Source organism: Enterovibrio sp. FF113 (assembly GCF_041439165.1).
Taxonomy (GTDB): Bacteria; Pseudomonadota; Gammaproteobacteria; order Enterobacterales; family Vibrionaceae; genus Enterovibrio; species Enterovibrio norvegicus_A.
Genome location: NZ_JBGONO010000023.1, coordinates 1 through 26,256 on the forward strand (window position 1 = coordinate 1; position 26,256 = coordinate 26,256).

Here is a 26,256-nt window from a genome sequence, read left to right on the forward strand (position 1 = left end):
ACGAGTTCATGCAAAATCGCCTTGCGCTATTGGAAGGTATCGCTCGTGGCGAAAGGGCTGTTACTGAAGGAAAGGTAACCGCACATTCAGAAGCCAAGGATAAAATGTCGAAATGGCTCAAATAGTTTGGACTGATTCAGCGCTTTCCGATCTTAACGATATTGCTGAATATATCGCGCTTGACAACCTTCCTGCTGCAAAGCTAGTTGTTCAGTCCGTTTTTGATAAAGTAGAACGACTAGAAACTTTCCCTGAATCGGGTCGAACTCCCCCTGAACTGCCACATTTGAATTATCGTGAAGTGGTCGTCAGCCCTTGCCGAGTATTTTATAAACAAGAAGCTGAGACTGTATTTATCTTGTATGTCATGCGTGAAGAGCGTGAACTGCGGAAGTTTCTTTTGAGTAAGTAAAGCAGCAGGTGTAGACCTTGAGCATCATCGCTTTAAACATCTGCTTCCTTTGCTAAGACGCTCCCCGCTTAAACTGCCCTCTATATTCTCTCGGGGTCAGTTGCTTGTACTGCTTAAATTGGCGATTAAAATTCGACAGGTTTCTGTACCCAATGCTCTCTGCGATTAACCCAATGGGCTTGGTCGTCATTTGCAATTCACTGCATGCATGCCCTAAACGAAGCTTTTTCAAATACGATGAAAAGCTTTCGCCAAAGTGATCGGTAAAGAGGCGTTGAATACTGCTATCGCTGGCGTGGAACGCCCCGCCGAGATCGGCGAGAGTGATGGTTTTCGCGAACTAACGGGACACACATCCTTAAAATGGCAGAAAACCACATCACTTGTCTTTCTACCATTGTGCCCAAATAACACTTCTCCCCTAGGTTTTAGGCAGGAAAGTAGAAGAACCCGCTGAAATTACTGGGAATGGGTGTTTTGCAGGAAGGCGAAAACCACCAGTAAGGTGGTCATTCAAAAATCGGGAGTGGTTTTGGCGATTCTAGCTGGCTGGGAGTCGAAATCCACAAAGTCGCTTTCTCCCGAGTAAAGATAAAGCGCGCTTAATGGATGACTTTGTGCCAATGAGAGTTCCTTTTTGAGCATGTTTGTAGGCATCAAGCCATTCAGCGGAATCAAACCCTAAGCGGTTGAGTATTGGAGGCGTTCTGCTATCAATTTGACCACGCTTATCCTCTCGGCATTGGCGACCTGTCCAATCGACAAGTTCTAGATAATCCATCAACCGAAAAGGGATGCCCTCTGACATGTTTTCTCTCGGGTTTCCAACAAAGGGGAACAATCCTTTTGTGGCAGTTTTCTCATTTTCAATGGCGTTAATTCGCGCTTTGATACTCGTGAAATCGGACGTTTCTGGTGTGGCTGCAATCGCAGCCCTAACAGGGTTTAAATCCACATAGGCCATCGCCGCCGCAAGGGCTTTTTCATCGAGTAACGCTTGGCTTTTGAACCGCCCCTCCCAGAAATGACCTGTGCATTTGTCTTCTCGGTTGGCTTCAGATGCGATGTGTTGATTCAGTAGACGCATGAACCAACTAATCGACATTAATCGCTCACGCCACGTTTCAATCACCGTATGGCAACGCTCAGTTTCTGAGTCGGTGAGTGTATCTTGCGCCAGAAAACGGTGAATCAATGTTGGACCTTGATGAAAAGCCAACCAACGCTCGGCAACGTCATGTGCTGTCAACTGTTTAGATTTGTCAGCATTAATATGGAGCACCACATGATAGTGATTACTCATGATGGCATAGGCACAAATATCAATACAAAATGCGCCTGCTAGCGCGAGTAGCCGTTCTTCAATCCAACCACGACGATGTTCATAGTTTTGCTTAGCAAGTTCATCATATCCACAAAGGAATGAACGACGCACACAACGCGAGACGCAGTGATAGTAAGGCGTAGCGTCAATACTAATGAGGGATGAGCGAGCTTTAGTCATTGAGATATAAGTGACGAGTCGTTGAACAATACGGGGATCATATCGTTCAGCAACGCGGCATTCATCTTGGAGACCTGCCTTTGAGCCTTGAAGCACTATCGTATGAAATTGACAAATTAAAGCTTTTCTTAAAGTGTGTGTCCTATTTGTTCTATGTCCTATTTGTTCTGCATCAAGTGAGGATTTAGTTGCAAGTATCAGAAAGTGAAGCCGCTTTTTATGAATAGTGGGACACTGACTTTGTAGAGTATCTTGTAGAATTTGAATATCGCGCATCGTTCATTCCTTTTGGTGGAATGTGTTTTTTGGCGAAATTCATTAGTTCAAAAGGGTCGATGTGCGCCCTTCTCATTGTTTAGAAAAGAGATTTTGAGGGGGTCAGCTAGAAGCGGGCGTTAAATGTACAAAGGGAGTCGGATGAAAATATTAACGAATATATGTTCTAATGACCTACAGGAAAGCAAAGATTTCTATGCAAATCTTTTAGGTTTAAAAATAAAGTACGAAAGTGATTGGTATATGCAACTTTGCGTGCCAGAAGATTCAGAAGTTGAATACGGAATTATTCAGTGGGATCATGAGCTTGTACCGAAAGAGTATCAAAATTCTCCAACAGGTATGTACGTCACCTTTGTAGTAAGCGATGTTGATGCGACTTATGAGAAAGCACTAAATATGGGACTATCGATTTTGCAAGCACCCCGTAACGAGTTTTACGGTCAACGCCGTTTTCTGGTAAAAGACCCAAACGGCTGCCTCATTGATATATGTACCCCTTGGGAATCCGAGTAATTGCAGTTAATCAAGGCGCTGTTGTCGGATAATTTTTCCGGCACTTTGTGCCACCAAAATCACCGCAAAGCGCGACGTTAGCATTAGCAGAAACCGGAATTTAGTCGAATGAGAAACCTGCAAAAACTGGCTGGAGTTTCAGCTATTTCTGAAGCTTTTATCTATATTCTTGCTTTTATATACTTCGGTGCTTTTTGGTCATACCCATCCACTGGTAGCCCAACAGAAAAAATGGCTTACCTTGCAGAAAACCAACAAATATTTTCAATCATCTATTTCCTAATGTATGTAATATTCGGCGTTTTCCTTGCGGTGCTGGTTATCGGTTTACACGAAAAGCTAAAAGCTACAAAAGACCCAGCACTCGCAATTGGCTCCCTATTTGGTGTTATCTGGGTAGGCTTAGTGATTGCGAGTGGCATGATCTCAACGATTGGTCTTGATCATGCAATCGATCTAATGGATGCAAACCCACAAAAAGCGTTTGATATATGGTCAATAGTTTTTTTGATTACAGAAAGTCTCGGCGGTGGAAATGAGTTGGTTGGGGGGCTTTGGGTTTTATTACTTAGTGTAGTTGCCTTACAAGCTGGGGAGTTTTCGCGAAATCTAAATTATCTTGGTTTGCTTGTAGGCATAGCGGGTATTACTACAGTTTATCCCGACGAAATATTTACCGAAATATTCGGTGTTGCCCAAATTGGCTGGTTTATTTGGTTGGGTATATGTTTGCTACGCCAAGACAATGCAATCGACCGCTAACGCGTAGGCTGAATGAGGTGTTATCCGTCAGTTCTTTTCAGTGTTTAAAATGGGTTAGAGGGAATGGGTTAGAGGGGACAGGCACTTAAAAATCTCCCAACCTTGCTATACTCAAAGTGATAGAATAGTATCACTTTGAGTATATCTTCGAGGTAACACAGATGAAAGTAGAACTGGTAACGTCGTTGAAACGCCAAGCGACCAAAATCTTGTCGGAACTGCACGATAGCAAAGAGCCTGTACTCATCACTGAGCATGGCAAACCCTCTGCTTATCTGGTGGATGTTGAAGATTACGAGTTCATGCAAAATCGCCTTGCGCTATTGGAAGGTATCGCTCGTGGCGAAAGAGCTGTTACTGAAGGAAAGGTAACCGCACATTCAGATGCCAAGGACAAGATGTCAAAATGGCTCAAGTAGTCTGGACTGATTCGGCGCTTTCCGATCTTAACGATATTGCTGAATACATCGCGCTTGACAACCTTCCTGCTGCAAAGCTAGTTGTTCTGTCCGTTTTTGATAAAGTAGAACGCCTAGAAACTTTCCCTGAATCGGGTCGAACTCCCCCTGAACTGCCACAGTTGAATTATCGTGAAGTGGTCGTCAGCCCTTGCCGAGTATTTTATAAACAAGAAGCTGAGACTGTATTTATCTTGTATGTCATGCGTGAAGAGCGTGAACTGCGGAAGTTTCTTTTGAGTAAGTAATGCAGATGCAGACCTTGAGCTTCGCTTCCAACCTCTGTTTTCTTTGGCTATGACGCTCCCCGCTTAAACTGCCCTCTATATTTTCTCGGGGTCAGTTGCTTGTACTGCTTAAATTGGCGATTAAAATTCGACAGGTTTCTGTACCCAACGCTCTCTGCGATTAACCCAATGGGCTTGGTCGTCATTTGCAATTCACTGCACGCATGTCCTAAGCGAAGCTTTTTCAAATACGATGAAAAGCTTTCACCAAAGTGATCGGTAAAGAGGCGTTGAATGCTGCTATCGCTGGCGTGAAATGCCCTGCCGAGATCGGCGAGAGTGATGGGTTTTGCCATATTACGTGCCAAGTAATCACAGATTTTCTCTATCTTGGCGCGTTCTGCATCATCGATTTTGGTTTGACCCAAAGCGGTCGGCAGCAGCGTTTTACTTTGGCTGTCTTGCGCCAATACCGACAACACTTGAAGAAAGGTCGCTAACTGGTCGATTGGGCTGGTGTTGGGGCAATCATCTAAAAGCTGAAAGACGTCTTCTGCCGTTCGTTCCGAGAATTCAATGCAGAGCTTGGAGCGCTCAAGCAATGGGGTGAGGTTTCTCAGTTCCTCACAGCTAGCCATCAATTGTTTAATCCACGACTCGCGAAACCAAACCACATGAGTTTCACATTGCTGTCCTTCAATGTCTTTTGATGTCACGGCATGGGGCAGATTAGGCCCTATCAACATAAGATGGTTGTGAGCGACGGGAGATTCATGGTGCGATACCGCAGCCGTTCCAACAAAATTTCGGTGCAGAGCAAGCTCGTACTCTTCATGACAGTGCCAGAGTGTCGGCTTTTGTACTTGCTTTATCTTTCTATAGCGCCATGAAAAACCTTCACGTCTTGGTGGCTTTTCTAATGCGGTTTTCTTATGTCTCACGGTGATCACTCGGCCTTATTGCTACTGGCCAATTTTAACAGTCTTTCAGACGAGAAAAACTAAGTTGCGGCAAAAGTACCAGTACCTGCCGTCATCGTATCAATCTGCTTTTTTCATCTCGCTATAGTGTTGTTACTCCCACTAAAACGAGGCGAAATGATGCTTAAAAATATCATTCAACTGATTGAAAAAAATAAAGAATACTGGCTTAAAGACCTCACAGGGTTCTATGGAAAAGAATATGGGCTGGGTTGGACAAGTGTCGGTTTTAGCAACGAGAGTGCATTGAAAAGTGCGTTGTACCAACAAGAAAAACAAGACGCGTAGAGTCAAATTCAACGCATCCGATTCGACGAGAGCTAATCACACCTATGGGGATAGTTCGGAGTATCACTGCTTTAATAGCGACCCGATGGGCGCGTTTACTGGCGCGATGCTAGGTGTCGTACCTTTTGCGTGGGGGCGCAACACCTAGCAAATTACCGTGACGGTCACTTGATAACGTTCTCCCTATCAATCAACCGCTGCAATACATTCCACTTCTACTTTTGCACCCAATGCCAACCCATTGGCACCGATTGCACTTCTCGCTGGGTATCGGTCAGAAAAATACGTTTTGTAGATGCCGTTGAACGTCTGCCATTCAGACATGTCTGCGAGTAAGACGGTGCACTTCACCAGATCGCTCATGGCATAGCCATTTGCGCTGAGCGATGTTTTGATGTTTTCCATCGTCTGCTTTGATTCCGCTTCTATTCCGCCCGGAGCTAAGGTGAGTGTGCCCGGCAAAATACCGATCTGCCCCGACAGGTAGAGGGTTTTACCCACTCTTACGGCCTCTGAAAAAGGAAGTGTCTTAGGAAGCACAGCGCCGGAGTTAAGAAACTCGATACCTTCATGCTGTTTTGCCAATACAGGTTGAACAGTGAGAATGCTGAAACCGACCGTGAATAAGATGAAGAGATGTCGCATGTTAGTTTCCTTACGTTTGACTATCGATGCGCGTCGCGGATTAAGCGAGTAAAAACCGACGCGAGAATGACAGCTATCAGCGAGTAAAGAGATGAGATAGCTGGAAGTGAGACGAAATAAGGCAGGGTTTGGATGCAACAGCAGCGTTGAGATGAAAGCCTTCAAAACTGACATGGAGCACTATGGCGCTGGCGGCGCATTGGTTAAACGCGAAAACGCTAGCCCTGTGACTGGCGGCACTATCGTTTACTTTGGCGTTGAAGATTGTGCTGTCGAAGAATCTCGAATTGAAGCGTCTGGCGGTCAGGTGATTAAACCTAAAATGTCGATCGGTGAGTTTGGCTTTGTCTGTGTATGCATGGATACCGAAGGTAACTTGTTTGGGTTGAGTTCCATGATCTAGGCAGGGTGAAAAAAGCGCACTTAAAGTGCGCTTTTCATGTCTGCTACCGCAAAGGTTTATCTACAGAAAACCAGGTAAATACCTTCAAGGGTGCCAATACCTTGCTCTCGGCTTTCTTCTTCAAAAACTGGAAGCTGATATAAACCGTGATGGGCAAGAGATACATAGCAAACGCCAATGCCACTGTGATGATATTTGGATTCGCTGCACTCGCGCTGAGCAGCAATAGATCTATCAAAAACGCAGCGACAAAACAGTAGTAAGTCAGTTTCGCGACGATGGGGAATAACATGCCCTGCTTCTTACACTTTTTAGCGCCGTAATCGACAAGTTGATAGCCAGCCATAACCATGACAACCAAACCCATGAAGGCATACTTCATGTTCCCCCACAGCGAGAAGTAGTGCTGCAGTATCGATTGCTTCGCGCTAATGAAAGCGTCCATGAATGGCTCGATCGCTGAAAGAAAACCTGCCGATGTTCCGTTGCTTAATATCAGATTAAACATGAAAAATAGCGACACAGACACGGCCAATGCGCTTGGAACGGCCAACAGCATGACGCGTTTTGCTGACACTGCCTCTTTCATTGCTTTTTGAACAAGGTATCGAGACTTGTCGATTTCATTTCTTATTTTTTGAAACGTTAGCGGCGAGAGAAAGGGAAATTGCTTGAACAGCACATCATCGTCTTGCTGCGACTCGACAAGGGCTAAAAACGGCATGTTTTCTAGCGACACACCCGCGTGGGGTTGTTCGCTGTTTTTACTTTGCGCACAGCGTTCACCAAAGCGATGGAGGGCGTTATCGATAGAGCGTGATGCCGTCAATTCCAATTTTTCATGGCCGTTTACATACACCGATAGGTTGCCTTTCTCATCACGCATACCGCAAATATGAAAGACGCGCTCTTCGCCTCCCATCTCTAACACCATCCGATTCACGGGCAACACACCTTGACCAGCATCGCCTAGCGGCGCATCCCAAATGACGTGATCAATAAATGCATCTTGGTCCAAAATCGCCATGGCATCATGTGAATTTCGGCGGGCAAGTGCGATTCTTCGCCCTTTACCGGCCATGTTAATCGCCCAAACGTCAGCGTCTCGCGCGGTGCAGTGAAAATGCTTTTTTGCCGCGGCATCCTCATCGTTGTTTGGCAGCACAACCCAACTTTCTTTGCTTGTTCGCTGGGGAGGTTGAACGCCCATACCAACGCCGACGTATTTCCACGCTTGCAAAGACACGAGACGGATTGACGTTTCAAAGTACGCTTCATGTGTTGCTTTTAGCGCACTAATAAATGCATTGAATGCGTCACTTAACTGAATATCTAAGCCCGATTTCACGACTGCTCCACGCTGTATTCCGGCAATAAAAGTGGGGGCATCATGGGGCAAGGAAGGAGAAAAAACAAAAGCTAAAGGCTGACAATTTGCTGTAAAAGCATAGTGATGAAGAAATACACAGGAAATGGCTATGGTTCAACCGCCAAAAACAAGAAAAGCACGCAGCGTGCAGGTAACCCCACGTGGATGAGAGCAAGCAGGGAACAAAGGCTCCCTGCTGAATGCGACTACAGGCTTGCTACAACAGCATTGTAGTATGACTGAGGTGTTACCTCGTCCACTGCGAGTTGACCTGCAACATTGGCACGAACAGACGTGATTACGCCTTCTTGGTTCGCTGCTTCTACTTCTAGAATTTCCAACATAGCATTAATGTGTTCGCCAGAACCTTTAGAGGTGTCTTCCATCATTTGGTCAAAGTTGTTCTGGATGAACATGGCAGCTTTCACTTCGCTACCTTCACATGTTCCTTGCGAAGAGATATTAGACGATACAGCCGTTGTACCCAAATCCCAGATAACGTTTGAGATACCTGCAGCAGCAGGAATATCGTTAAAAATCATTGCTCCAATACCACATTGTGTCCAAGGGTTAATTCTTTCTTTGTCCTCGGCAGCAACATTACCCGACATAAAAGCAGCAGCGACAGCTAATAGCGCAATTTTTTTCATATTATTCACCAATAAATAGATAAGTTAGCGGCATACTCAAATCCTTCGTCATAACGAACAGTGGTTCTGAGATCAAACGCTTGATGATCAAAGAAACGTTGTTCCCACGCTAAATGATTATTGTATTGCCATTTTTTGTTTATATTAAAATAACCGCCTAATTTCATTGAGGTAACCCAATAAGGAGTCACGGTTAAGACTCCCCCAATTTCTGGTCCGCTAAACAGATTGATATCTTTTAGTGAATTAATTTGTATATCTCCCGCTAACGCCAAATGGCTAACGAGACTGTCAAAGGTTTTCCAGCTTTTACCGACAAAGCCTTTGAATGAGGTATCTGAACAATTTATACAATTTAGTGCCGTGGGCTTGTAGCCAGCGGATATCCCCCAAGCCAATTGACTATCACCAGGTAGCCCAGTTTGGGAGACATTTAAGTTGATAATATCGATGAGAGTAAACTCTCGTAGTCGAACCGAATTATCCTCTTTGGTATAGAGAAATGTCAGGTCAAAGGTATTCAGGGCTGAGTCTGGAATCCTTGCGGAATTCATGTTTAACAGGTCGTAATAGTTGGCGCGGAACCTAAGTGCCAATGCTTCTCCAAACGCCTCGTTGTAGATTGCTGAAGCTTGAAGCATTGTCGTATTCTGGGCGTTGTGAGGTGGCGTTTGTTTGGGTTCAATCCACTCAGTTTCTGATGCAGGCAGGCTAAACCGTAACGCTAGGAGTGCCTTGAGTTTTGCCGTTTGAACATCGTTGAGACCCTCATTTTTTACATCGATAAATGCGTAATAGTCATAGAGCGTATCGACGATCTGTATGACTTCATTGTGTGAATGATCATCAAATTGCTGTTGAATCTCTGATGTCGGAGTGTCAACGATACGAGCGATCGTTTCCTGCTGGTCTTCATTGAGTTGAGCAAAGCGCTGATAGAGTTGCTCTTGGCGTGATTTGTGATAGATAACGTCATCAACAAATGCGTTTGTTTGGGGTTTGTTCAACATCATGACAATATCGAATGGCATTACCCAGAGTTTTCCCTCGGCGATCAATGGTTTCTCCATCACCATCTCTAAAACTTTAGCTAGCTGATACGCACAGTTTTCTGTGAAGAAATAGTACGTCATGCTGCTATTTTCCAACTCCCAGAGATGGGCAAGCAAGAAGTTAACCTTTTGCTGTGAAAGGCGTAGCCGATACTCCCACAAGTCTCTCAGCTCAGATTCGTTGTATGTGAGGTTTTGGTGATGGTATTTCTGGTTAGTAAACTGGCCTGAATAGCCGCCAGTAATGCCCTTGTAGATATAAACAAGCTTGTTATCTTCATCCGGTACACGAGCGCCATAATTGAATGTGTTGTCGAGAAACTCGTGATTTTTAGCGCTGTTAAACTTCAGTAATACGTGCCCGTACATAGAGGCGGGATTGCCGAGATAACCACTGGCATAAACCAAACTGACGCTTTCTGCGGAGAATGCCTGCATATACGTTTCGTATTCACGGCAATCGACCTTTGGGAACGGGATGTTGGGCAATACCTGCTCAAGCCACATTTTTCTCGCGGGAAAGCGGCACTGTGTTTGAGGCTCTAACGTGAAGGCGTCTAACGTCGCGGAAAGTTCCGCTGCTGCATTGTATTTTCCATCAGGTGATAGAAAGAAATCAGCACTGTTTATCAGGCTTTCTGAGCCGAACCAGCTGGGTTCATGATGTAGAAGATTTTGCCATGTCGGATTTTTGTGGAGGTTAAAGATATGACGAGGTTCACGGCCATCTGCACTGGCTGTGAAAGAGGCAAGAAAATGTAACGCAATGAGACTCATATATACAAAATATTGCTTGATATGCTGCTTCTTATTCGTTCGGCAGATTTCTCCTGAGTAAAACACAACACGCATGTTTTTTCGAGGTTTTAACGCTGTTATCACACATTTTTTTACTAAATTTGTCGTCAAAATAGCTATATTTTCGCTTCATACCCAAGGCAGAGTACTGACCCATCTAGGGTAGGATCGTAGAAAGCCCATTGAGGGTAATATGCAGCTTGTTCATTTTACTCGTTATGGGGCTTGATATGCATGGCAGCAAAAGCTCGCTATACCAGCTTGCCTATATGAACCCGACTAACTTGAAATCTACCGCTACCGCAGAGCATGTAGCTGGACCTAACCGTCTCATTGCTCTACTCAGATGGAACAACGGGAACAGCCGCCATTTCCTCGACGCTGATTGAAATTACCTTGCCAGAATGCATCGTCAGTGCGCATCGCTATTTCTACTGTGAACGACAGCACAGCTGAAAACAGTGAGACTTTCACCATCGATGCATGGTCAAAAGAAGACAAGAGTGACCTCAGCACTCTCTCATTCCAAATATCTTTAACTAGATCAATATCTTGGTATTGAAATTTATATTATTTGATAATGAGTCGAACACCTATTAATCATCAGGGAAAAGTATGGTATCGCAAAAAATAGAGTTGTTAGCGCTGTTATCAAAAGAGTGTGAAGCTTACGCATCCATTCCCACCAGTGAGGATCGAAAAAAGCGCGAGAAAAAGTGCTTTATAAATGGCCTAATGACAGCATGCAGATTCGTTGGCATCAGTTTCGAAGAACTAACGACAATCGTCGAATCCATGCCCAAGCAAGCAGAGTTCAATGACCTTGATGAGCAACTGGCTATCCCAACATATGTGCGAAACAAGTTGGACATTAAACTTTAGTCGTCGGCTGCTCCGAGATCGCGGTGTTTAGGTGAGGGTTCTATCTGTCATTTAAGCGTTAGATCAGAAAAAAGCGCACCTAGAGGGTGCGCTTTCACTGTCAATCCACAGAAACTACGGGCGCAGTTTCAGCACCTTATCAATGTCTTCAGCTGAATGACGTTCAGGGACTTGTTCCCATGCTTCACCAAAAGAACGATTCACAACCCGGCCACGCTGCACACCCTCACGGGCATCTAACTGTTTTGCCCAACGGACCACGTTGGTATACGTGTTCGCTTCCAAGAACTCAGCGGCATCATATAAGCGGCCAAGCACGAGGCTGCCATACCAAGGCCAAATAGCCATATCTGCAATCGTGTATTCTTCACCAGAAATATAAGTGTTGTTAGCAAGCTGCTTGTCCAATACATCTAACTGGCGCTTCGCTTCCATCGCAAAGCGATTAATTGGGTACTCTTGTTTCACATCGGCGTACGCATAGAAGTGACCAAAGCCACCACCAAGGAATGGCGCTGAACCTTGCGCCCAGAAGAGCCAGTTCAAGGTTTGCGTTCTTGCAGGGCCACTTGCTGGCAGGAATTGACCGAACTTTTCAGCCAAGTGCACAAGAATAGAAGCGGATTCAAACACGTTGATAGGATCTGTACCTGTTTTATCAACCAGTGCGGGTATTTTTGAATTGGGGTTTACACCGACAAACCCTGATGAGAATTGCTCTGAGTCACCAATGTTGATCAGGTACGCATCATATTCCGCTTCTGTAATGTCAAGTGCTAAAAGCTCTTCAAGCATGATGGTGACTTTCTGACCATTCGGGGTGCCGAGCGAGTAAAGCTGAAATCCATGTTCACCGACAGGTAAATCCCGATCAAACCTTGCGCCTGAAACAGGGCTGTTAATATTTGCGAATTTGTTACCCGTGCTTGCTTCATTTGCCCAAACTTTTGGCGGTGTATATTGGTTATCGCTCATGGTTTTTCCTTAAACATCAATGATAGGCTAGTTAACCGACGAGCCTCAAAGTATGGTTTGGTTACCGAGAAGTTCTCGTTGAACGAGCACTTTGAGGTTGCGCTGGTCTAGTTCTTTAATCTCCAGACAAATCACACTCTAGCATTAGCTTTCCCTCAATAACAAAACGTAAGCGTGATATTACAACGTTAGGTGACTAGGTATCGCAGGGAGAGGAAGTCGGCACGGTTGGACGAACGGGAAGTGCCATCAACAAACTCGCTCACCTCAATGATTCTGTGCTTACTGTCGCGCCTTACCCTTGGCGAATAACCACCGACGCCCAAGGCTGGATGTGGATGTTTTATCTTGATCCTGCAAGTGAATTCAAAGCGTGTCGCGAGCAATGTATGCCTCGACGCGTTAAAAATCTTGGAAATTCGAATGTCGCGGTATGCTTGTGATATCAACCTAACACGGAGTGTTCAGTCATGTTTTTTCGCATTACAAGCCTGTTAGTGGCTGCGGGTGTCATCGCGCTCATTGTTCTCCCCGACGCGCCTGATTCTTTTCGCTGGATGGCATGGGTTTATCTTATGGTGATGTGTGGCATTGGTATGGTTGCCATGAATGCGCCGAGACTCCTTCGCTGGTTAGACGAAAAAAAAGCTGAATTGAAATCGAGGCTTAAACGCTAGCTATTTCACACCATTAGCCATGTTTCGCATTGATGATGCATTCCATGTAGAGAAACAAAGATATCCTATAAATGATTGTCTTAAGGCTTCAACTTGTTGAATATAGACCAATTTATTATTTTTTGTTTGTCACAAAGATCGGCGTGTTATCAACGCGGAAAATGGAGCGATACATTGAGTTTTGCAAAAGTCTTAGCCTTTTTTGGACTGATGTTTTTGAATGGCTGTGTGGGTATCACGGATAACACAGATAAAAAAGTCGATGATTTTTATGGGCGCTTTCACGACAATGACGTGAAAGAAAAGTATCCGTACTTAAAGGATGAACAGCGCAATAAAGTGGGTATAAGAGAAGCATGGGGAGAGCCTTTGTTGATCGCCAAAAATGCGCATGGTGGAGAACGATGGATTTATCCTTACAAAACCTTTTATAAAGGCATTGTTGTTTGGGCGGTTGTCATCCCCATCCCTCTCAAGCTCCCAATGGGGGATCTAAGTGTTCTGGTTGATTTCGAACAAGACAATGTAAAAACGATGAGCAGAGAACGAATAGCGGGTGACACTTATGCTTGCGGTCCCGGTATTTGGATCGCGTCGGCCTTATCACCAAGCCACGATAACAAGTTTTGTTGGTGGGACGAGTAGCCCTATTCATCAAGCCAATTAACACCCTGAAATCTTCGCCCGATAACACTTACTCGCCTCATCAAACACAAACGTTAGCGTGTTTCGAATGCTTGCCAGTTCATCATCCTGATAGTGTGAAACATAGAGCAATTGGCTGAGGTTTTCTTTGGCGATCAATTCCAAGGTGTTTTTCATGAGCCTGCGGCCGAGGTAATCCAAGCCTTGGTAGGGTTCGTCCAAGATCAGCAAGGTGGGGTGTTTTACAATGGCGCGGGCGATGAGTAGCAAGCGTTGTTGACCGTATTCCAATTGGCGAAACGGGGTTTTGACGTACTGGCCCATATGGAGGATATCCAGCCATTCTTTGGCAAGCTCTCGCTCTTTGCGTGTGGGTTGGTTGTACAGGCCGATAGAATCATAGAAACCCGAAATAATCACTTCTAACGCGCTGCAATTAACCCGATATTGCAGGTGCAAGGCTGACGACACCATGCCGATGTGCTTTTTGATTTCCCAGATGGTTTCGCCAGAACCACGCTGCTTACCGAAAATGTGAATGTCATTGCTGTAGCACTGCGGGTGATCACCAAAGATCATGCCGAGCAGGGTACTTTTGCCACAACCATTCGGGCCTTTCACTTGCCAATGTTGGCCTTTATCGATGCGCCAATTCACCTCGGTAAAAATGGTTTTTGCGGTGTATTCCACGTGTCCGTGTTTGAGCTCAAAGATGGGGTTCTCAAAGGGAGAATTGTGCTGATGACGGCGAATCAACGTCATCATGTCATCGCTTTGTTCTTTCGATTGGGCCTTGATTTGCGTGATCACTGGGTGAGTGTTCCACGCGTTCTTGTCCATTAGGCCTTCTAGCTTGCCGTGGTTGAACAGAGCAATGTGGTCGACCCATTCTGGCATGTCTTCTTCGCGTGAAAATGTCACCATCATTGGTACGGTTTGCGACAGGGTTGTGAGGTAGTGTGCTAATGCCGCGCGATGCGCCACATCTAGGCCGCTGAAAGGATTATCCAATACCAGAAAATCAGGTTGGGTTGCCAGTGCACGCGCCAGCATCACGCGTCGGGTTTCTCCGGTCGACAATACCCGAAAGCCGCTGTCTGCAAGATGATAGAGATCCAAATCGTCGATCAGTTGCTGCGTCAGCGCTTTATTATTCAGGCTGTTGGCGTAGATCAGATCGTACACCGTGGTGCCTGTGTCGATGCGGTCCAGGAAATCAGTATCGTCGTGGGCGATCTCGTCATCCAGCAATCGCTGCTGCGTGACTAACGAAACTTGGGCAATGTTGCCTGCGCCTTTTTCTAGCGTGCCGGAAAATGGCAATTCGTCACATAGTAAGCTACCGAGCAGCGATCCAATGTCGCCCTCTGTGCTGAAAACGGCCCAGGATTGCTGATCGTCAATCACCCAACTGCCAATGTTCAATGTCGATGTTGCGCCGCTTGCGTGAACGAGTTCAAACCTGAATTCCATGGTTAACGTGCATCCTTTATAGTGCTTTGTTTTTTGCGTTAAGTAATAGGTGTTGCTCAATACAGACTACAGTAAACATTCTCTGCGCCCATGGCTATGTGCCAGTGTCCTAACATAACAGACGTAACATACAAAGAAGCCATGACGAGGAAGAGTGGATTGTTTGAAAGTGTGTATTAGAGGGTTTATGTAAGAGATTGGGCGTGGCTAGAAACAAAAGACAGGGAAGCGGTGGCGAAAATGACATGAAAGGGGGGAGAGAAAAATAAAAGGACAGGCAAGATAGAGTCCGCATAGAAATAACCCTTACCTGTCCTAAATGCAAAGTGCATTAAAAATGTTTCACTTATTGCAAAGGACTTCCCTGTGGATTTACCAAAATGTCATCAAGGTACAACATGATGTCAGTAAATTCTTTGTGGTAATGAATGGAATCAGTCGATTCATTACTGGTTTAATCGCGCTACGTTACTTATTTATGAGTAAGTGAAAGTTTCTTTCTGTCAATGATATTGATGGAAAGATTACTTTTATGCGTATCGAACAAGCGATTGTTTAATAAAGATTTCATGGTTAATTCCGTTTAACATGAATAGCGATGCTATCGTCCAGTAAATGCACGAAAAAAGTGCGCACTTACGTAATAGGTTGCCAGCGAAGAAATAATACCGATAACTGCAACAACAAACCCGATTAACTGTTACTACAAAATACAGATGATCGGTACAACATATACAGTTAGCTGTTACGACAATTTCTCCGCCAGCGTTTTTCTTTGTGATTAACTCTCGTTGCTATGGGTTAATCTTTATTCAATTCCCGATCTATTAAAAGCGATTTCTATCTCAATATGGCGATAGTGTATTCAGATTGAAACACCACTGTCGGGATATTTAATACATTTATTGGTGTTATACGTTGTATTTCCAAAAGATGTGGGGAGGGGGCTCCCCATTATCTATATGATTTATTTGTAATTAATGGTTCTATCGAGAATGATCAAGTGGTTTCAGGAGGCATCAACACATATTTGGTTGGAAAGCTGGCGTTTCACGAGAAACAACAACAAATCACGAACCGATAGTGGGGTTGAGTAGAAGTAGCCTTGCGCACACTCAAAACCTTGGTTGAGTAAGTAGGCTACTTGCTCATGGGTTTCCACGCCCTCTGCGACAACCGCCATGTTGAGCTTGTCGGCAAGGTACTGCACCACATTGAAAATCGCTTTAGCGTCTTCATCAATGGGTAATGCCTGAGTGAAGTGTTTGTCGATTTTGATTTGGTCAAAGCCATAAGTCATCAAGTATTCAAGCGAAGCAAAGCCAGTGCCGAAATCGTCCAAGGTCACTGTCACACCTGCGTTTTTGAGCCATTGACGGGTTTGGCTGCTCGATGCTGTGTCAAACATCTGGGTGGACTCTGTAATTTCAATATCCAGATATCGCAGCGGCACATTGTATTTTGTCGCCGTGGCCAAAAGATCAACGATAAAGCCTTCGGAAACAAGCTGTCGTGGGGATACGTTGACGCTGAATCTAAAGTCTTCTGGCAGTTTATCGAGCACTTGACTCATGTCAGAAAAAGCGCGATGCATCACTTCTCTTCCCAGTGCCACTATCAAGCCGTTTCGTTCAGCCTCTTCAATGATTTCAACATGTGTGTGTGTTGTATTGTTCAGTCGAAGTAGGGCTTCACAGCCAGTGATGCTTCCTGTTCTCATGTTGACCTTGGGTTGGTAAAGCAGATTGAAATCTTTGTTTTCTATCGTCTGTTGTAGTGCTTTGCGGACGGCTTCTTGCCGAGTTCTGGCTAAATCTGCTTGTTTGTCATAGAAACGAATGCATTTTCGGCCTGCGTCTTTGGCGACATATAACGCGATGTCAGTGGCATGAGAAAGCTGTCGTGGGTTTTGGCCATCAGTGGGGAAGAACGCGACGCCCAATGAGCAAGAGATATGGTGTGTGCCTCCGGGTAACTGCTCGCTCAGTGAAATAGTCAGCAGGGGACTCAAAAGCTTCAGCACAATGTCATGGTCCTTTTTGTTTGGCAAAATAAAGACAAACTCATCGCCCCCTGTTCGGCTAATCGGCGTGCCTTTGGGTAAATGTTCTTTGAGCGTGTTGGCGAGGGTCACCAAAAGGGCATCGCCGGTTTGGTGTCCGTAGGCATCGTTGTAACTGCCAAAGTCGTCAATATCGAGTGACACGATGGCGAATGGCAATGCTTGATCGCATCGCTTGGTCAGTTCAGCAAGAAGAGCGCGACGGTTTGCCACATTGGTTAGGGGGTCAATTTCCGACAGTGACTTCAACTCGGATTTCGCGGCTTCTAGATCTGTCATGTAGCTCGTCGCTTGCATGACAGAGTTGTTGTAGGCATCCACCAAACGACCAAATTCGTCGCGGTCATGGCCTTTTACTTTCTGGATAGTGGTGTTTTTTTGTTGACCAATTCGGGCACTTTCATCGATAGATTCGATAATGCTGGAGAGGGGGCGGCCTATCTGTTTATGGAAGAAAATTGTCAGAATGATCGCGACCAGCAACACTTCGCCCAGCGTCGATAGCCCGATGGTCCACAGCAGTTGAAGAAATTCACGATGCGTTATTTGATAGTTGACGTTGCCGATAAGGTAGCCCACGGGCTCATCGACATATTGATTGTCTCTGTGTATTTGGAAAATCAGAGGATAGGTCACTTCGCCATTCGGCGGCGTTGATAAGAAAACGTCCGTCCATGACGCGTCAGCGGAACTGTTGAGCGGTACTATATCCGTAATGGTATCTTTGTAATTATCGAGTAGCGCAATCCCATGAAACAGTGTGTCATTTTGAAAGCTCTTCAGTAGTGAATAGCCCTGTGCCGAGTCTAAGTTGAATGCGGCATAAGCGGCACTGTCTAGGATGTTTTCAATCCGCAAGCGCGCAGTTTGTTCTTTCTGATCATGGAGTCGATTAAGTTGTACTGAAGCAATAATGACGCTCAATAGAGTACCGCCAATGATGCTTACTAACATCACGGATGTGACAAACCGTCTGAGAAGCGGTGTGCTGGCGTTCGATATTTTCTGCATTATTGCTGCACCTATTTGGACGTGGGTAAGGTCGCTTTACAAGAACGCTCGTAGAGTTTCGCTGAATCGTTACCGATGCAAATGCGATGGAGCTCGCCATTTTCTCTTAGGGTTTTGTATGCCGTTTTCAGATTATCAATGACTGCTTGATCAGAGTTCAGGCTCATCGCCAAATGCAGTACCAAAGGTTTGCTGGGTTGTCCGAGATAGAAAAATGGCTTCAGACTCTGATCGGCATTTTCGCTGTAGGCATAAATCGACCAAAGTCCTGTCACATAGTCACATTTTTTTGCGTTGAGGAGCGTGAGATTGAGAGCCGGACGTGCGATACCGCCATTATCGGTGCGATAAGTCGCCAGCACGCTTCTGACGGATAAAAGATTCTTGTTGGGTTCGTAGCCAAGGCTTTTTAGATATTGATACGAGTGCGTGTCAAGCTCTGAGCAAACTCGAAATTTTTTGGCCTCTTCAAGGGTCGGTACATTCAGATCGTCACGGCGTTTTAGGCCGATTAACGAGGATCGCTCTAACGCATACAATGCGCCAACCCAGTGGAAAAGCGCGGCACGCTCTTCGGAATAGGCCAAAGAGAAAATGGCGACATTCGTTTCTTTCTGTGCTTTTTTGTAAGCACGCGCCCAAGGCATCACTGCAATGGTGGCTTCGTTATAGCCTGCTTTGTCCAAAATGGCGTTAACCATATCAACGGCTTTTCCCTGAAACTCACCGCCGTCATTGATGGTTTGAAAGGGTGGCAGTATTTCGGACACAACACGCAGTGGATGGGGTTCACCGTTCACCAGTGTTGAAATTAAAAACGTTAGCGATAGTAGAAAAATTCTCATAAAAGGTAGCTTGTCTGTCCCCGTAATTTGACGAGCAAAGTCTTGATAATATGGCGTCAAATCTTGCTCGCTGGCTTTCGTATCCCGTAATAGTAAAGATCCATCCCGTTTTGAATTGTCTCGTTTTCGGTAAATACCACAAACTTAATTCACGACGCGATAAAAGCGATTAAGGCAGAGGAATCAATATTGAGACTTCTTTCATTGCTGGCATTTAATATTGATTATGCATCCAAGATTTTGTCGATGAGGGAAGATAGAAATGTGAGATAACAAGGCGAGAGATAGAAGACAAAAGACAGCGAGAAAAAAGAAAGGAAGCCAAAAAGGCGACAAAAAAGATAAGAAAGATAAGAAAGATAAAAGTATGACGATGTGACATTGAAAAAGAAGCAATCAGCGCCACGAGAACGTAGCGCTGGAGGATTGGCTTACTTCGAAAAGTTCTCTTTGAAGTAGTCGATGATGTCGTCTGACTCATACATCCATTCAACTGAACCATCATCATGGGCAATACGAAGGCATGGCACCATGCCTCGTCCACCTTGCGTCACCAGTGTGTTGTGCGCTTCTCTGTCTGCGCCAACATCAACCAGGTCAACGTCTAGGCTCATCATTTTCAGTGCCGCACGTACTTTGACACAGTATGGGCAAAAGGTTTTGTGATAAAGGCTATGAGCGCTTAGGTTTGGCATTCTTGTTCCTTAAGGTTTGATAGAGCAATTTGTGGGTGACTCCGAGTGCCTCGAAGCGATCAAGATATAATCAAGGCGCATTCAAGGCATTGCGGTTTTGTCGTACAAACGTTTATCTTGCCTATGTTTAGACCTGCCATCGAGCACTTTCTTTTCATGCCAATCGTTCACACTATTCCTGCTTCATGGTCAGGGTGAGCGAATATCGATAATGCAGCGCATTGAGTAAGTATTCTGGGTGCACACTGGGGCTCCAAGAGTCGTCCCCGCCTACACCCATATGATGGCCGTCGATACGTAAATACAAGTGGTCATCTTGTACCAATTCATGTTGATGCTTGGCGTCGGCGAGGCTCTCTTGGCTGTAGCGGCTCACCGAGAAATGGAATAAGCCCAGGATGCGCAGGTTGTCGATATCCATTTGGCGTACATCGCATCGCAGTCCGTTTTCCGACGGAAAAATATAGGGGGTGTGCATGTCATCAATATGGGCGAGGTATCGGCTGACCATAGCGGCTGATTTACGGTCAGGGTAATTCTCAAATGGTCCTCGCCCGAACCACGCGACAGAATCGGTGAGCGGCAAGGCAAGTTCTAGTCCAACGCGAGGCAGCGGGGGCATACCTGGTGCGACGTTCACGTCAACGGTCAGCAATATTTCTCCAGACACATTCACTTCATAGCGCCAAAGGGTGGTGATCACCATCGTGTCGCCAGAAAAATAGCCATGATGAGAGCGGATCTGAATTTGGTCGCTGAGGACATCAACGGTGTTAAATAGGTTTTCATGACGCAACGAAAATAGCCCTGCCTCTTTCCACTTATTGAGCCAAGCATGGGGGTCGGGGTTATCGGCTTCACTCGCACCGATATCATTGTCGATAGGTGGACGAATGAAATTGTCTTTGGGCGCATCGAGTAACTGTTCTTCACCATCAATGAGCCATTGCACTAAATGCCCACTTTGTTTGTCGAACCCTAGCTCAAAATGCTCGCCGCGAATCGTCCAATGATCGGTATCTTCGAACACCTCTGGCAGCCGGTCTGGTGAAATGTCGGGTAGCGGTATGCTTGAATTAACCGGTAAGGCGAGTTGAAACCAACCAATCAAAGTGCCTTTGTCCGCCCAAGGTTCTGGTTCTGACAGTACAACCTCGAGATTTACAAAGTAGGCTTTGCCAGGCTTGGCATCGGGCAGGTGTTCTAAAAGTGTGTGTTGGCTGTCTTCACCAAGATGCAGGTGGAGGGCCTCTTCCCCGTTAGCGATCTGCTTGCCATTCTCTTGCAATGTCCAACGAAGGGAGAGTGCTTCCGGTGGATGAAACACGTATTCATGGCGCAAGGTAACGCTCAGAGGCGAAGCGCTGTTGAGCGTGTAGCCAAAGCGTTGCTGATGGTATTTGGCTTCAAAAGCGGACGGATGAGGGGTTCTGTCTGGAAACATGAGTCCGTTGATACAGAACTGCCTGTCGTTGGGTGTGTCGCCAAAATCGCCGCCGTAGGCCCAATGCTCTTGATCATGTTTCTGATTTGAACCTTGATCATCTTTCCGCAAAAGGCCTTGATCGACCCAATCCCAAATAAACCCGCCTTGTAGGCGTGGGTAGCGTCGGAATGCATCCCAATATTTGTCGAAACTGCCAAGGCTGTTTCCCATGGCGTGGGCATATTCGCATAAGATCAACGGGCGATCTTCGTTCGGTAATCCGATCCATTTTGGCAATGCCCACTTGGGCAACGTGATGTTGTCTTGATCTTGTTCGACTCGCGCATACATAGGGCACACAATGTCGGTGGCTTTTGTGTTTGCACCGCCACCTTCATATTGCACGGGTCGACTAGGATCGCGATGTTTTACCCACTGGTACATGGCATGGTGATTGGTACCAATGCCGGACTCATTGCCCAGCGACCAGATAATAATACAGGGGTGGTTTTTGTCACGCTCGACCATGCGAGTCATGCGCTCCATGTAGGCACTCAGCCATTCGGTATTGTCAGACAACTGGCACATGGGCACTAAGCCGTGCGTTTCGATATTGGCTTCGTCGACCACGTACAAACCGTATTTATCACACAGTTGATAAAAAGCGGGGTGATTGGGGTAGTGCGAAGTACGTACAGCGTTGAAGTTGTATTGCTTGATGAGTTTGATGTCGCTTTCGATGTCTTCAACGCGTTGAACGTAGCCGTGTTCGTGATGAAATTCATGACGGTTTACGCCACGAATAAGCGCAGGTTGTCCGTTGATCGTGAGTTGCCCGTTGATGATCTCAACCTGACGGAAGCCAACGTTACACGCTTCAATGTCGATAGCTTCGTCGTTCTCGTCCAGTAAGGTGACAACCAGTCGATACAGGTGCGGATCTTCATCGCTCCAAAGTCGAGGGCAGGAGATGGTGATTTGATGCTCAACGCGGTTAGACCAACTGCCTCGCTCGTCGATCGGGCGCTCGCCACAGCGTGATATGACAGGGCCTGAAATATCAACACCCTCATCAAACAGCTGAATAGCGACGCGATCATGGATACCACGCAAGGTGGTGGTGACTGACAATATGCCGATTTGATGAGTAGGGTCAAGGCGAGTGTTAACGTCGAAATCGACAATTTGATTTAAGGGTTTTAACCGAAGAGTGACATCGCGAAAAATACCACTCAGCCACCACATGTCCTGATCTTCAAGGTAACTGCCGTCGCTCCAACGTAGCACGACAGCGGTAAGTTGGTTTTCTCCGGCGGTGGCATGTGGGCCTAAATCGAATTCTGCGGGTAAACGGCTGTCTTGGCTGTAGCCAACAAAGTGGCCGTTGCACCATAAATAAAAGGCAGCGCCGACACCTTCAAAACACACAATAATCTGAGATGTTAGCCGTGATTCTGCCAGCGAAAACGTGGTGCGATACACCCCTGTCGGGTTGTGCTCTGGCACGATGGGAGGAATGGATTCAAACGGATATTGCACATTGGTGTAGATAGGAATGTCGTCTGTTCCCTGACGTTGCCAATTCGACGGCACGGGCATGTTTCGCCATTCTGAATCATCAAACTCGCGGCACACGGACAACGGTGGCACAGACTCAGGCATATCAAACAGAGCAAATTTCCATTGTCCGTTCAGTGATAGGCGGTTTCGCGAGACAGGAATGGCGTTGCCTTGATCGTCTAATGCGGCCTCTATGCTGGGGTAGGAGGACATCGGGCAATGGGCAGGTAGCCGATTCAGGTGAGTGATCGATGGGTTTTCCCAGTGACGACGGCGTATCAACTCTGTATAGCGGGTCATACTGTGCTTCTCTTTATCTAATGCGTCATGGTTCGTGTTCAAAATCATACCAAGGTGAAGGACAACAGCATGGCACTTTCCGGGTCCATTAATGGCAAGCTTAGTCCAATTTGGATCAGCTGATCACCTTGAATCGTCAATGGTTTATCCATCCAGACAGGCTTATGCTTCATGGTGTGGGAAAATGCGGCAGGTGAATCGAGCACTTCGACACGGTAGCGTTTGTTCGCGCACAACACAGGTAAACGAAGTTGTCCGCTAAGGGCGTATTGCGGCATAGCAAGTTGCGCGACAGCGAGCAGTGTGACGGAATCATCCATCACGCCATAAATGCGGGTGTTGGGATCGTGTGACGGCAGGTTGAAGCATTTACCATGATGCAGTAACGGTCGGTATTGCTTGTGTAAACCTATATAGCGGGCAAAAGCGCGCAATTCGTTGTCTTCCAGCCCGATGGGGTCAAGTTCTGCGCCCATATGACCGAACAAAGCGGTGATACCGCGAAGTGACATATCGTGGCAACGACGTGTGGTGTGACTTTGGCGCGGACCAATGTGACTGCCCATCACTTCTGGCGGGAAGAACAGTTGCATGCCCTGCTGAATACGTTGGCGTTCAAGCGCATCATTGCAATCGGATGTCCAAAATCGGTGGGTGCGCTTTAACACTTCATAGTCAATGCGACCCCCGCCAGATGCGCAGGATTCGATTTCCACATAGGGGTGACGCGCTCTCAAGTCATCGATGAGTTGATAAAGCGCGAGTGTCTGTAAGTGATAGGCTGGACGAGAATCATGGCCTGCCTGCACGAGTTCACGGTTCATGTCCCACTTCAAGTAAGCAATGTTGTGTTCGGTTAGCAGGGCATCGAGCGATGACAAGAGATAGTGGTAGGCGTTCTGATTTTGCAAATCGAGCACAAATTGATAGCGGCCTGAGGGTTGTGTGTACCCCAATGTATCAAGCCCTAGCATCCAATCAGGATGGTTGCGGAACAGTTCGGAGTCTTTGCTGACCATTTCCGGTTCTACCCATAAACCAAACTCCATCCCAAGCTGATTGATGTGATCGATCATGGGCGTAAGACCATCTGGGTATTTACGTTTGTCGACTTGCCAATCACCGAGCGCGCGGGTGTCGTTATCGCGGTTAATAAACCAACCATCATCAAGAATAAAGCGCTCGACGCCGAGACGTGCAACTGCGTCGGCCATTGCCATAATTCGCCTTGGCTGGTGGTCGAAGTAGATACCTTCCCATGTGTTGAAATGCACTGGGCGAGCGCTAGATGGCGGAAATTGCAGCAGCGATGAACGTACATATTGATGGAATTTTTGCATCATGCCGTTTAAGCCATTAGCAGAGAAAACGGCGTACAAGGTGGGCGTATCAAAGGCTTCTCCGGGTGGGAGTATCACTTCGCCGGCGGCTAATAACGCTTCAGCTTGTATGTAACGTCGTCCGTCACTTTTCACTTGGGCTTGAAGGCGATGGTTTCCGCTCCAGCCAAAGTGCATGCCTATCACGTCACCGCTGAGGTCGTTGCTGTTGGGGTGCAACGCAATCATGCCTGGAAAAGACTCGTGTGAGGTGCGACCACGGCGATTTTCTTGAATAAATCCACTGTGCTCGAGCGGGGTGCGCTGCATTTGAAATTCGTGCGACCAGCGACCATGAAAGGAGATGATGTCTGAAAATGTCTCTGCCAGCGGCAAGGTCAAGGCAAAACGATTCACGGTGTAGTCGGCGCTGCCTGTGTTGATTAATCGCTGTTTAAGCGTCAACACATCGCTGTCTTCATCCAAGGCGAGTTCAATCATGATCTCAAGCGAAGCGCGAGGATCAGAGATGGTCAAACGCGCAGAAGATAAGCTTTCGGTAACGGAGATCAGTTCGAATACGGGGGCCCAATCTTTCCCGTTCCTGTGGCCTTCAATACCGGGGCTGCCGAAATCACCGCGCCCTTGTTCGGGGCAAAGTGCCAACGGGATGTGGCTATCTAATCGTGCTTGTCCGACGGGGGCGTCAAACAAGGCGGCTGAAAGCGGCTGTTCACGGCTAAATTTGTTGCCCCAGTAAACAATGGCAGGGGCAGGTTCAAGCTGGACAATCAAACTGTTGTTCGCAGACTGCAGATGCAAGAAACGCTCTGCTGGCGTCTTATTTAATGAAGTTGGGGTTGTCACCATGTTTGTCATCCCTTGAGCGGGCGCACTTTTTCGATGTTTGCGCCACTGCTTGTGAAATATTCATTAAGGCTTTGAGCGATCCACGTTTCGAACAGAATCTCGCTTTATCAATATAGGTTGGTAGCGACCATTTTTGGCTGGCGTTTCACTGTGCAGTAACCGCGAAATGGCAATTTCGGCTGCTTCCGTTGCCATTTCTGCAATGGGGTAGCGCACCGTGGAGAGTTTTGGGTGTAAATAACGAGCAACAAGACTGTCATCAAAACCAATCACAGACACGTCTTCCGGCACGTGATAACCCTTATCCGTCAGTGCGGTGATGACCCCAACCGCCATGCCGTCGTTGTAACAAAAGATGGCACTGACCTTTTGATTGCGGCTTAGCAGTGCGTTGATCGCGGTTTCGCCGCCTTGTTCGTCGGGCGGGGCAAAAGCCATTGAGCTTTGTGTGTCGTCTCCGTTATTTGGTTTTTCCAAATGGTGGACGGTTAAGGCGTCAAGATAGCCCTGTTGACGTTGCCGAGTATCTTCAATGTGATGGTCTGAGCCAATGTAGGCAATATGGTGATGGCCTTGCTGGATAAGATGTTCGGTCGCCAAATAGGCACCTCGATAGTTATCAAGATACACGCACCGATCTTCTAACCCTTCGATGAGACGATTGATAAACACCATGGCGGGGAGTTCTTGTGCGTAAGCGCGAAGGGTGTCGTCGTCCAGTGCTTTGCTGTGGACGATTAGTGCGCCAACCTGGTTCTGGATCAGCGATTCAATGGCTTGTTTTTCTCGTACGGCATCGTGATAACCATTACCAATCAACAGTTGATGCCCGCGATAATGCGCAATGGTATCGACCTGTTTAACCAGCGTACCAAAAAAGGGGTCGGACACATCTGCCACCACAACACCAATGGTGAGGCTTTTTTTACTGACCAAAGTACGGGCAGCTGCATTGGGGCGATAACCCAATGTCACCATGGCCTGTTTAACCAGTGAAACCGTATCTGGTCGCGTCTGCGGTGAACCATTGAGTACCCGTGATACCGTGGCAACAGAAACACCTGCATGTTTGGCTACATCTTTAATGGTTGCCATAGGCTTTGCTCATCATTGATATCTCCGAAATATCGATCACGGTTAGCTTCATGGTGATGAGTGGCTGGTTCATCGCTTATC

The 26,256-nt window shown here is 46.6% G+C and carries 26 protein-coding genes and 1 pseudogene; 11 read left to right on the top strand and 16 right to left on the bottom strand.

Annotated elements, in window-relative coordinates; all coding sequences use genetic code 11:
- Both ACED36_RS17270 and ACED36_RS17275 read left to right on the top strand, forming a co-directional pair.
- A pseudogene (locus ACED36_RS17270) lies at window positions 1-125 on the top strand (prevent-host-death family protein); the annotation flags it as partial.
- Entirely contained in the window at window positions 113-412 is a 300-nt protein-coding gene (locus tag ACED36_RS17275) for a type II toxin-antitoxin system RelE/ParE family toxin (RefSeq protein WP_371733575.1), read from the top strand. The pseudogene ACED36_RS17270 and the gene ACED36_RS17275, both read left to right, overlap by 13 nt.
- 52 nt (window positions 413-464) lie before the next feature.
- Here ACED36_RS17275 and ACED36_RS17280 read toward each other — a convergent pair whose 3' ends face one another.
- Together ACED36_RS17280 and ACED36_RS17285 are read right to left on the bottom strand one after the other, a co-directional pair.
- Window positions 465-740: a helix-turn-helix transcriptional regulator gene (locus ACED36_RS17280; protein ID WP_371733614.1), complete on the bottom strand. Its 276-nt coding sequence runs from the start codon at window positions 738-740 to the stop codon at window positions 465-467.
- A gap of 213 nt (window positions 741-953) precedes the next feature.
- On the bottom strand, window positions 954-1,916 hold the full coding sequence (locus tag ACED36_RS17285) for a transposase (RefSeq protein ID WP_029486402.1): 963 nt from the start codon (window positions 1,914-1,916) through the stop codon (window positions 954-956).
- A 417-nt stretch (window positions 1,917-2,333) separates the two neighbouring features.
- On the opposite strand from ACED36_RS17285, the gene ACED36_RS17290 reads away from it, so the two are divergent.
- The 4 genes from ACED36_RS17290 to ACED36_RS17305 all read left to right on the top strand — a co-directional run bounded on the left by ACED36_RS17290 (window position 2,334) and on the right by ACED36_RS17305 (window position 4,176).
- Window positions 2,334-2,708 (top strand): VOC family protein, encoded by a 375-nt coding sequence (locus ACED36_RS17290; RefSeq protein ID WP_371733576.1) that lies wholly within the window; start codon window positions 2,334-2,336, stop codon window positions 2,706-2,708.
- 108 nt (window positions 2,709-2,816) lie between these two features.
- A complete protein-coding gene (locus ACED36_RS17295) occupies window positions 2,817-3,470 on the top strand; it encodes a hypothetical protein (RefSeq protein WP_371733577.1) in 654 nt (217 codons plus the stop codon).
- A gap of 161 nt (window positions 3,471-3,631) precedes the next feature.
- Window positions 3,632-3,889 carry a type II toxin-antitoxin system Phd/YefM family antitoxin gene (locus ACED36_RS17300; RefSeq protein WP_016959857.1) on the top strand — a complete coding sequence of 86 codons (258 nt, stop codon included), beginning with the start codon at window positions 3,632-3,634 and terminating at the stop codon, window positions 3,887-3,889.
- Window positions 3,877-4,176 carry a type II toxin-antitoxin system RelE/ParE family toxin gene (locus ACED36_RS17305; RefSeq protein WP_017005568.1) on the top strand — a complete coding sequence of 100 codons (300 nt, stop codon included), beginning with the start codon at window positions 3,877-3,879 and terminating at the stop codon, window positions 4,174-4,176. Before ACED36_RS17300 ends, ACED36_RS17305 begins: the two co-directional genes overlap by 13 nt.
- A 47-nt stretch (window positions 4,177-4,223) precedes the next feature.
- On the opposite strand, the gene ACED36_RS17310 is transcribed toward ACED36_RS17305, so the two are convergent.
- Window positions 4,224-5,096, bottom strand: a complete 873-nt coding sequence (locus ACED36_RS17310) for an AraC family transcriptional regulator (protein WP_241819169.1) — start codon at window positions 5,094-5,096, stop codon at window positions 4,224-4,226.
- A 156-nt stretch (window positions 5,097-5,252) separates the two neighbouring features.
- Between ACED36_RS17310 and ACED36_RS17315 the strand changes: the two genes are divergently transcribed.
- Window positions 5,253-5,423 (top strand): hypothetical protein, encoded by a 171-nt coding sequence (locus ACED36_RS17315; RefSeq protein ID WP_017005567.1) that lies wholly within the window; start codon window positions 5,253-5,255, stop codon window positions 5,421-5,423.
- 186 nt (window positions 5,424-5,609) lie between these two features.
- On the opposite strand, the gene ACED36_RS17320 is transcribed toward ACED36_RS17315, so the two are convergent.
- Window positions 5,610-6,068 (bottom strand): RidA family protein, encoded by a 459-nt coding sequence (locus ACED36_RS17320; RefSeq protein WP_371733578.1) that lies wholly within the window; start codon window positions 6,066-6,068, stop codon window positions 5,610-5,612.
- A 151-nt stretch (window positions 6,069-6,219) separates the two neighbouring features.
- Here ACED36_RS17320 and ACED36_RS17325 point away from each other — a divergent pair, with 151 nt between their 5' ends.
- Window positions 6,220-6,471 carry a VOC family protein gene (locus ACED36_RS17325; RefSeq protein WP_371733579.1) on the top strand — a complete coding sequence of 84 codons (252 nt, stop codon included), beginning with the start codon at window positions 6,220-6,222 and terminating at the stop codon, window positions 6,469-6,471.
- 43 nt (window positions 6,472-6,514) lie between these two features.
- Here ACED36_RS17325 and ACED36_RS17330 read toward each other — a convergent pair whose 3' ends face one another.
- From ACED36_RS17330 to ACED36_RS17345, 4 genes are all read right to left on the bottom strand, one after another.
- The gene (locus tag ACED36_RS17330) at window positions 6,515-7,819 is read right to left on the bottom strand and encodes a hypothetical protein (protein ID WP_371733580.1); all 1,305 of its coding nucleotides are present in this window, start codon (window positions 7,817-7,819) and stop codon (window positions 6,515-6,517) included.
- 227 nt (window positions 7,820-8,046) lie between these two features.
- A complete protein-coding gene (locus tag ACED36_RS17335; protein ID WP_371733581.1) occupies window positions 8,047-8,490 on the bottom strand; it encodes a DUF3015 family protein in 444 nt (147 codons plus the stop codon).
- 5 nt (window positions 8,491-8,495) lie between these two features.
- Window positions 8,496-10,319 (bottom strand): DUF4105 domain-containing protein, encoded by a 1,824-nt coding sequence (locus ACED36_RS17340; RefSeq protein ID WP_371733582.1) that lies wholly within the window; start codon window positions 10,317-10,319, stop codon window positions 8,496-8,498.
- A gap of 363 nt (window positions 10,320-10,682) precedes the next feature.
- On the bottom strand, window positions 10,683-10,856 hold the full coding sequence (locus tag ACED36_RS17345; protein WP_198928792.1) for a hypothetical protein: 174 nt from the start codon (window positions 10,854-10,856) through the stop codon (window positions 10,683-10,685).
- A 99-nt stretch (window positions 10,857-10,955) separates the two neighbouring features.
- On the opposite strand from ACED36_RS17345, the gene ACED36_RS17350 reads away from it, so the two are divergent.
- Complete coding sequence (locus ACED36_RS17350) at window positions 10,956-11,222, top strand: hypothetical protein (protein WP_371733583.1); 267 nt, start codon at window positions 10,956-10,958, stop codon at window positions 11,220-11,222.
- A gap of 114 nt (window positions 11,223-11,336) precedes the next feature.
- Here ACED36_RS17350 and yghU read toward each other — a convergent pair whose 3' ends face one another.
- Window positions 11,337-12,197, bottom strand: coding sequence for a glutathione-dependent disulfide-bond oxidoreductase (gene yghU, locus ACED36_RS17355; RefSeq protein WP_371733584.1), 861 nt, complete (start codon window positions 12,195-12,197; stop codon window positions 11,337-11,339).
- A gap of 470 nt (window positions 12,198-12,667) precedes the next feature.
- On the opposite strand from yghU, the gene ACED36_RS17360 reads away from it, so the two are divergent.
- Together ACED36_RS17360 and ACED36_RS17365 are read left to right on the top strand one after the other, a co-directional pair.
- Window positions 12,668-12,874 carry a hypothetical protein gene (locus tag ACED36_RS17360; protein WP_371733585.1) on the top strand — a complete coding sequence of 69 codons (207 nt, stop codon included), beginning with the start codon at window positions 12,668-12,670 and terminating at the stop codon, window positions 12,872-12,874.
- A gap of 174 nt (window positions 12,875-13,048) precedes the next feature.
- Window positions 13,049-13,519 (top strand): hypothetical protein, encoded by a 471-nt coding sequence (locus ACED36_RS17365; RefSeq protein WP_016959845.1) that lies wholly within the window; start codon window positions 13,049-13,051, stop codon window positions 13,517-13,519.
- A gap of 18 nt (window positions 13,520-13,537) precedes the next feature.
- Here ACED36_RS17365 and modF read toward each other — a convergent pair whose 3' ends face one another.
- The 7 genes from modF to ACED36_RS17400 form a co-directional block, all read right to left on the bottom strand.
- On the bottom strand, window positions 13,538-14,992 hold the full coding sequence (gene modF, locus ACED36_RS17370; protein ID WP_371733586.1) for a molybdate ABC transporter ATP-binding protein ModF: 1,455 nt from the start codon (window positions 14,990-14,992) through the stop codon (window positions 13,538-13,540).
- A 1,009-nt stretch (window positions 14,993-16,001) separates the two neighbouring features.
- Window positions 16,002-18,065 (bottom strand): EAL domain-containing protein, encoded by a 2,064-nt coding sequence (locus tag ACED36_RS17375; RefSeq protein ID WP_371733587.1) that lies wholly within the window; start codon window positions 18,063-18,065, stop codon window positions 16,002-16,004.
- Between the two features lie 11 nt (window positions 18,066-18,076).
- Entirely contained in the window at window positions 18,077-18,910 is an 834-nt protein-coding gene (locus tag ACED36_RS17380; RefSeq protein ID WP_371733588.1) for a substrate-binding periplasmic protein, read from the bottom strand.
- 431 nt (window positions 18,911-19,341) lie between these two features.
- The gene (locus ACED36_RS17385) at window positions 19,342-19,605 is read right to left on the bottom strand and encodes a glutathione S-transferase N-terminal domain-containing protein (protein WP_016959840.1); all 264 of its coding nucleotides are present in this window, start codon (window positions 19,603-19,605) and stop codon (window positions 19,342-19,344) included.
- Between the two features lie 172 nt (window positions 19,606-19,777).
- Complete coding sequence (locus ACED36_RS17390; RefSeq protein WP_371733589.1) at window positions 19,778-22,891, bottom strand: beta-galactosidase; 3,114 nt, start codon at window positions 22,889-22,891, stop codon at window positions 19,778-19,780.
- Between the two features lie 44 nt (window positions 22,892-22,935).
- Window positions 22,936-25,080, bottom strand: coding sequence for an alpha-galactosidase (locus ACED36_RS17395; RefSeq protein WP_371733590.1), 2,145 nt, complete (start codon window positions 25,078-25,080; stop codon window positions 22,936-22,938).
- Between the two features lie 63 nt (window positions 25,081-25,143).
- Window positions 25,144-26,175 (bottom strand): substrate-binding domain-containing protein, encoded by a 1,032-nt coding sequence (locus ACED36_RS17400; protein ID WP_371733591.1) that lies wholly within the window; start codon window positions 26,173-26,175, stop codon window positions 25,144-25,146.
- Window positions 26,176-26,256: the final 81 nt, after the last annotated feature.

Excerpts from the sequence above, each read along its gene's own strand:
- ACED36_RS17360 (WP_371733585.1), top strand. The coding sequence starts at position 12,668 with ATGTTTTTTCGCATTACAAGCCTGTTAGTGGCTGCGGGTGTCATCGCG.
- modF (WP_371733586.1), bottom strand. The coding sequence starts at position 14,992 with ATGGAATTCAGGTTTGAACTCGTTCACGCAAGCGGCGCAACATCGACA.
- ACED36_RS17380 (WP_371733588.1), bottom strand. The coding sequence starts at position 18,910 with ATGAGAATTTTTCTACTATCGCTAACGTTTTTAATTTCAACACTGGTG.
- ACED36_RS17385 (WP_016959840.1), bottom strand. The coding sequence starts at position 19,605 with ATGCCAAACCTAAGCGCTCATAGCCTTTATCACAAAACCTTTTGCCCA.
- ACED36_RS17395 (WP_371733590.1), bottom strand. The coding sequence starts at position 25,080 with ATGGTGACAACCCCAACTTCATTAAATAAGACGCCAGCAGAGCGTTTC.
- ACED36_RS17315 (WP_017005567.1), top strand. The coding sequence starts at position 5,253 with ATGATGCTTAAAAATATCATTCAACTGATTGAAAAAAATAAAGAATAC.
- ACED36_RS17285 (WP_029486402.1), bottom strand. The coding sequence starts at position 1,916 with ATGACTAAAGCTCGCTCATCCCTCATTAGTATTGACGCTACGCCTTAC.
- ACED36_RS17325 (WP_371733579.1), top strand. The coding sequence starts at position 6,220 with ATGAAAGCCTTCAAAACTGACATGGAGCACTATGGCGCTGGCGGCGCA.
- ACED36_RS17275 (WP_371733575.1), top strand. The coding sequence starts at position 113 with ATGGCTCAAATAGTTTGGACTGATTCAGCGCTTTCCGATCTTAACGAT.
- ACED36_RS17295 (WP_371733577.1), top strand. The coding sequence starts at position 2,817 with ATGAGAAACCTGCAAAAACTGGCTGGAGTTTCAGCTATTTCTGAAGCT.
- ACED36_RS17320 (WP_371733578.1), bottom strand. The coding sequence starts at position 6,068 with ATGCGACATCTCTTCATCTTATTCACGGTCGGTTTCAGCATTCTCACT.
- ACED36_RS17400 (WP_371733591.1), bottom strand. The coding sequence starts at position 26,175 with ATGGCAACCATTAAAGATGTAGCCAAACATGCAGGTGTTTCTGTTGCC.
- ACED36_RS17300 (WP_016959857.1), top strand. The coding sequence starts at position 3,632 with ATGAAAGTAGAACTGGTAACGTCGTTGAAACGCCAAGCGACCAAAATC.
- ACED36_RS17350 (WP_371733583.1), top strand. The coding sequence starts at position 10,956 with ATGGTATCGCAAAAAATAGAGTTGTTAGCGCTGTTATCAAAAGAGTGT.
- ACED36_RS17290 (WP_371733576.1), top strand. The coding sequence starts at position 2,334 with ATGAAAATATTAACGAATATATGTTCTAATGACCTACAGGAAAGCAAA.
- ACED36_RS17390 (WP_371733589.1), bottom strand. The coding sequence starts at position 22,891 with ATGACCCGCTATACAGAGTTGATACGCCGTCGTCACTGGGAAAACCCA.
- ACED36_RS17335 (WP_371733581.1), bottom strand. The coding sequence starts at position 8,490 with ATGAAAAAAATTGCGCTATTAGCTGTCGCTGCTGCTTTTATGTCGGGT.
- ACED36_RS17340 (WP_371733582.1), bottom strand. The coding sequence starts at position 10,319 with ATGAGTCTCATTGCGTTACATTTTCTTGCCTCTTTCACAGCCAGTGCA.
- yghU (WP_371733584.1), bottom strand. The coding sequence starts at position 12,197 with ATGAGCGATAACCAATATACACCGCCAAAAGTTTGGGCAAATGAAGCA.
- ACED36_RS17305 (WP_017005568.1), top strand. The coding sequence starts at position 3,877 with ATGGCTCAAGTAGTCTGGACTGATTCGGCGCTTTCCGATCTTAACGAT.
- ACED36_RS17375 (WP_371733587.1), bottom strand. The coding sequence starts at position 18,065 with ATGCAGAAAATATCGAACGCCAGCACACCGCTTCTCAGACGGTTTGTC.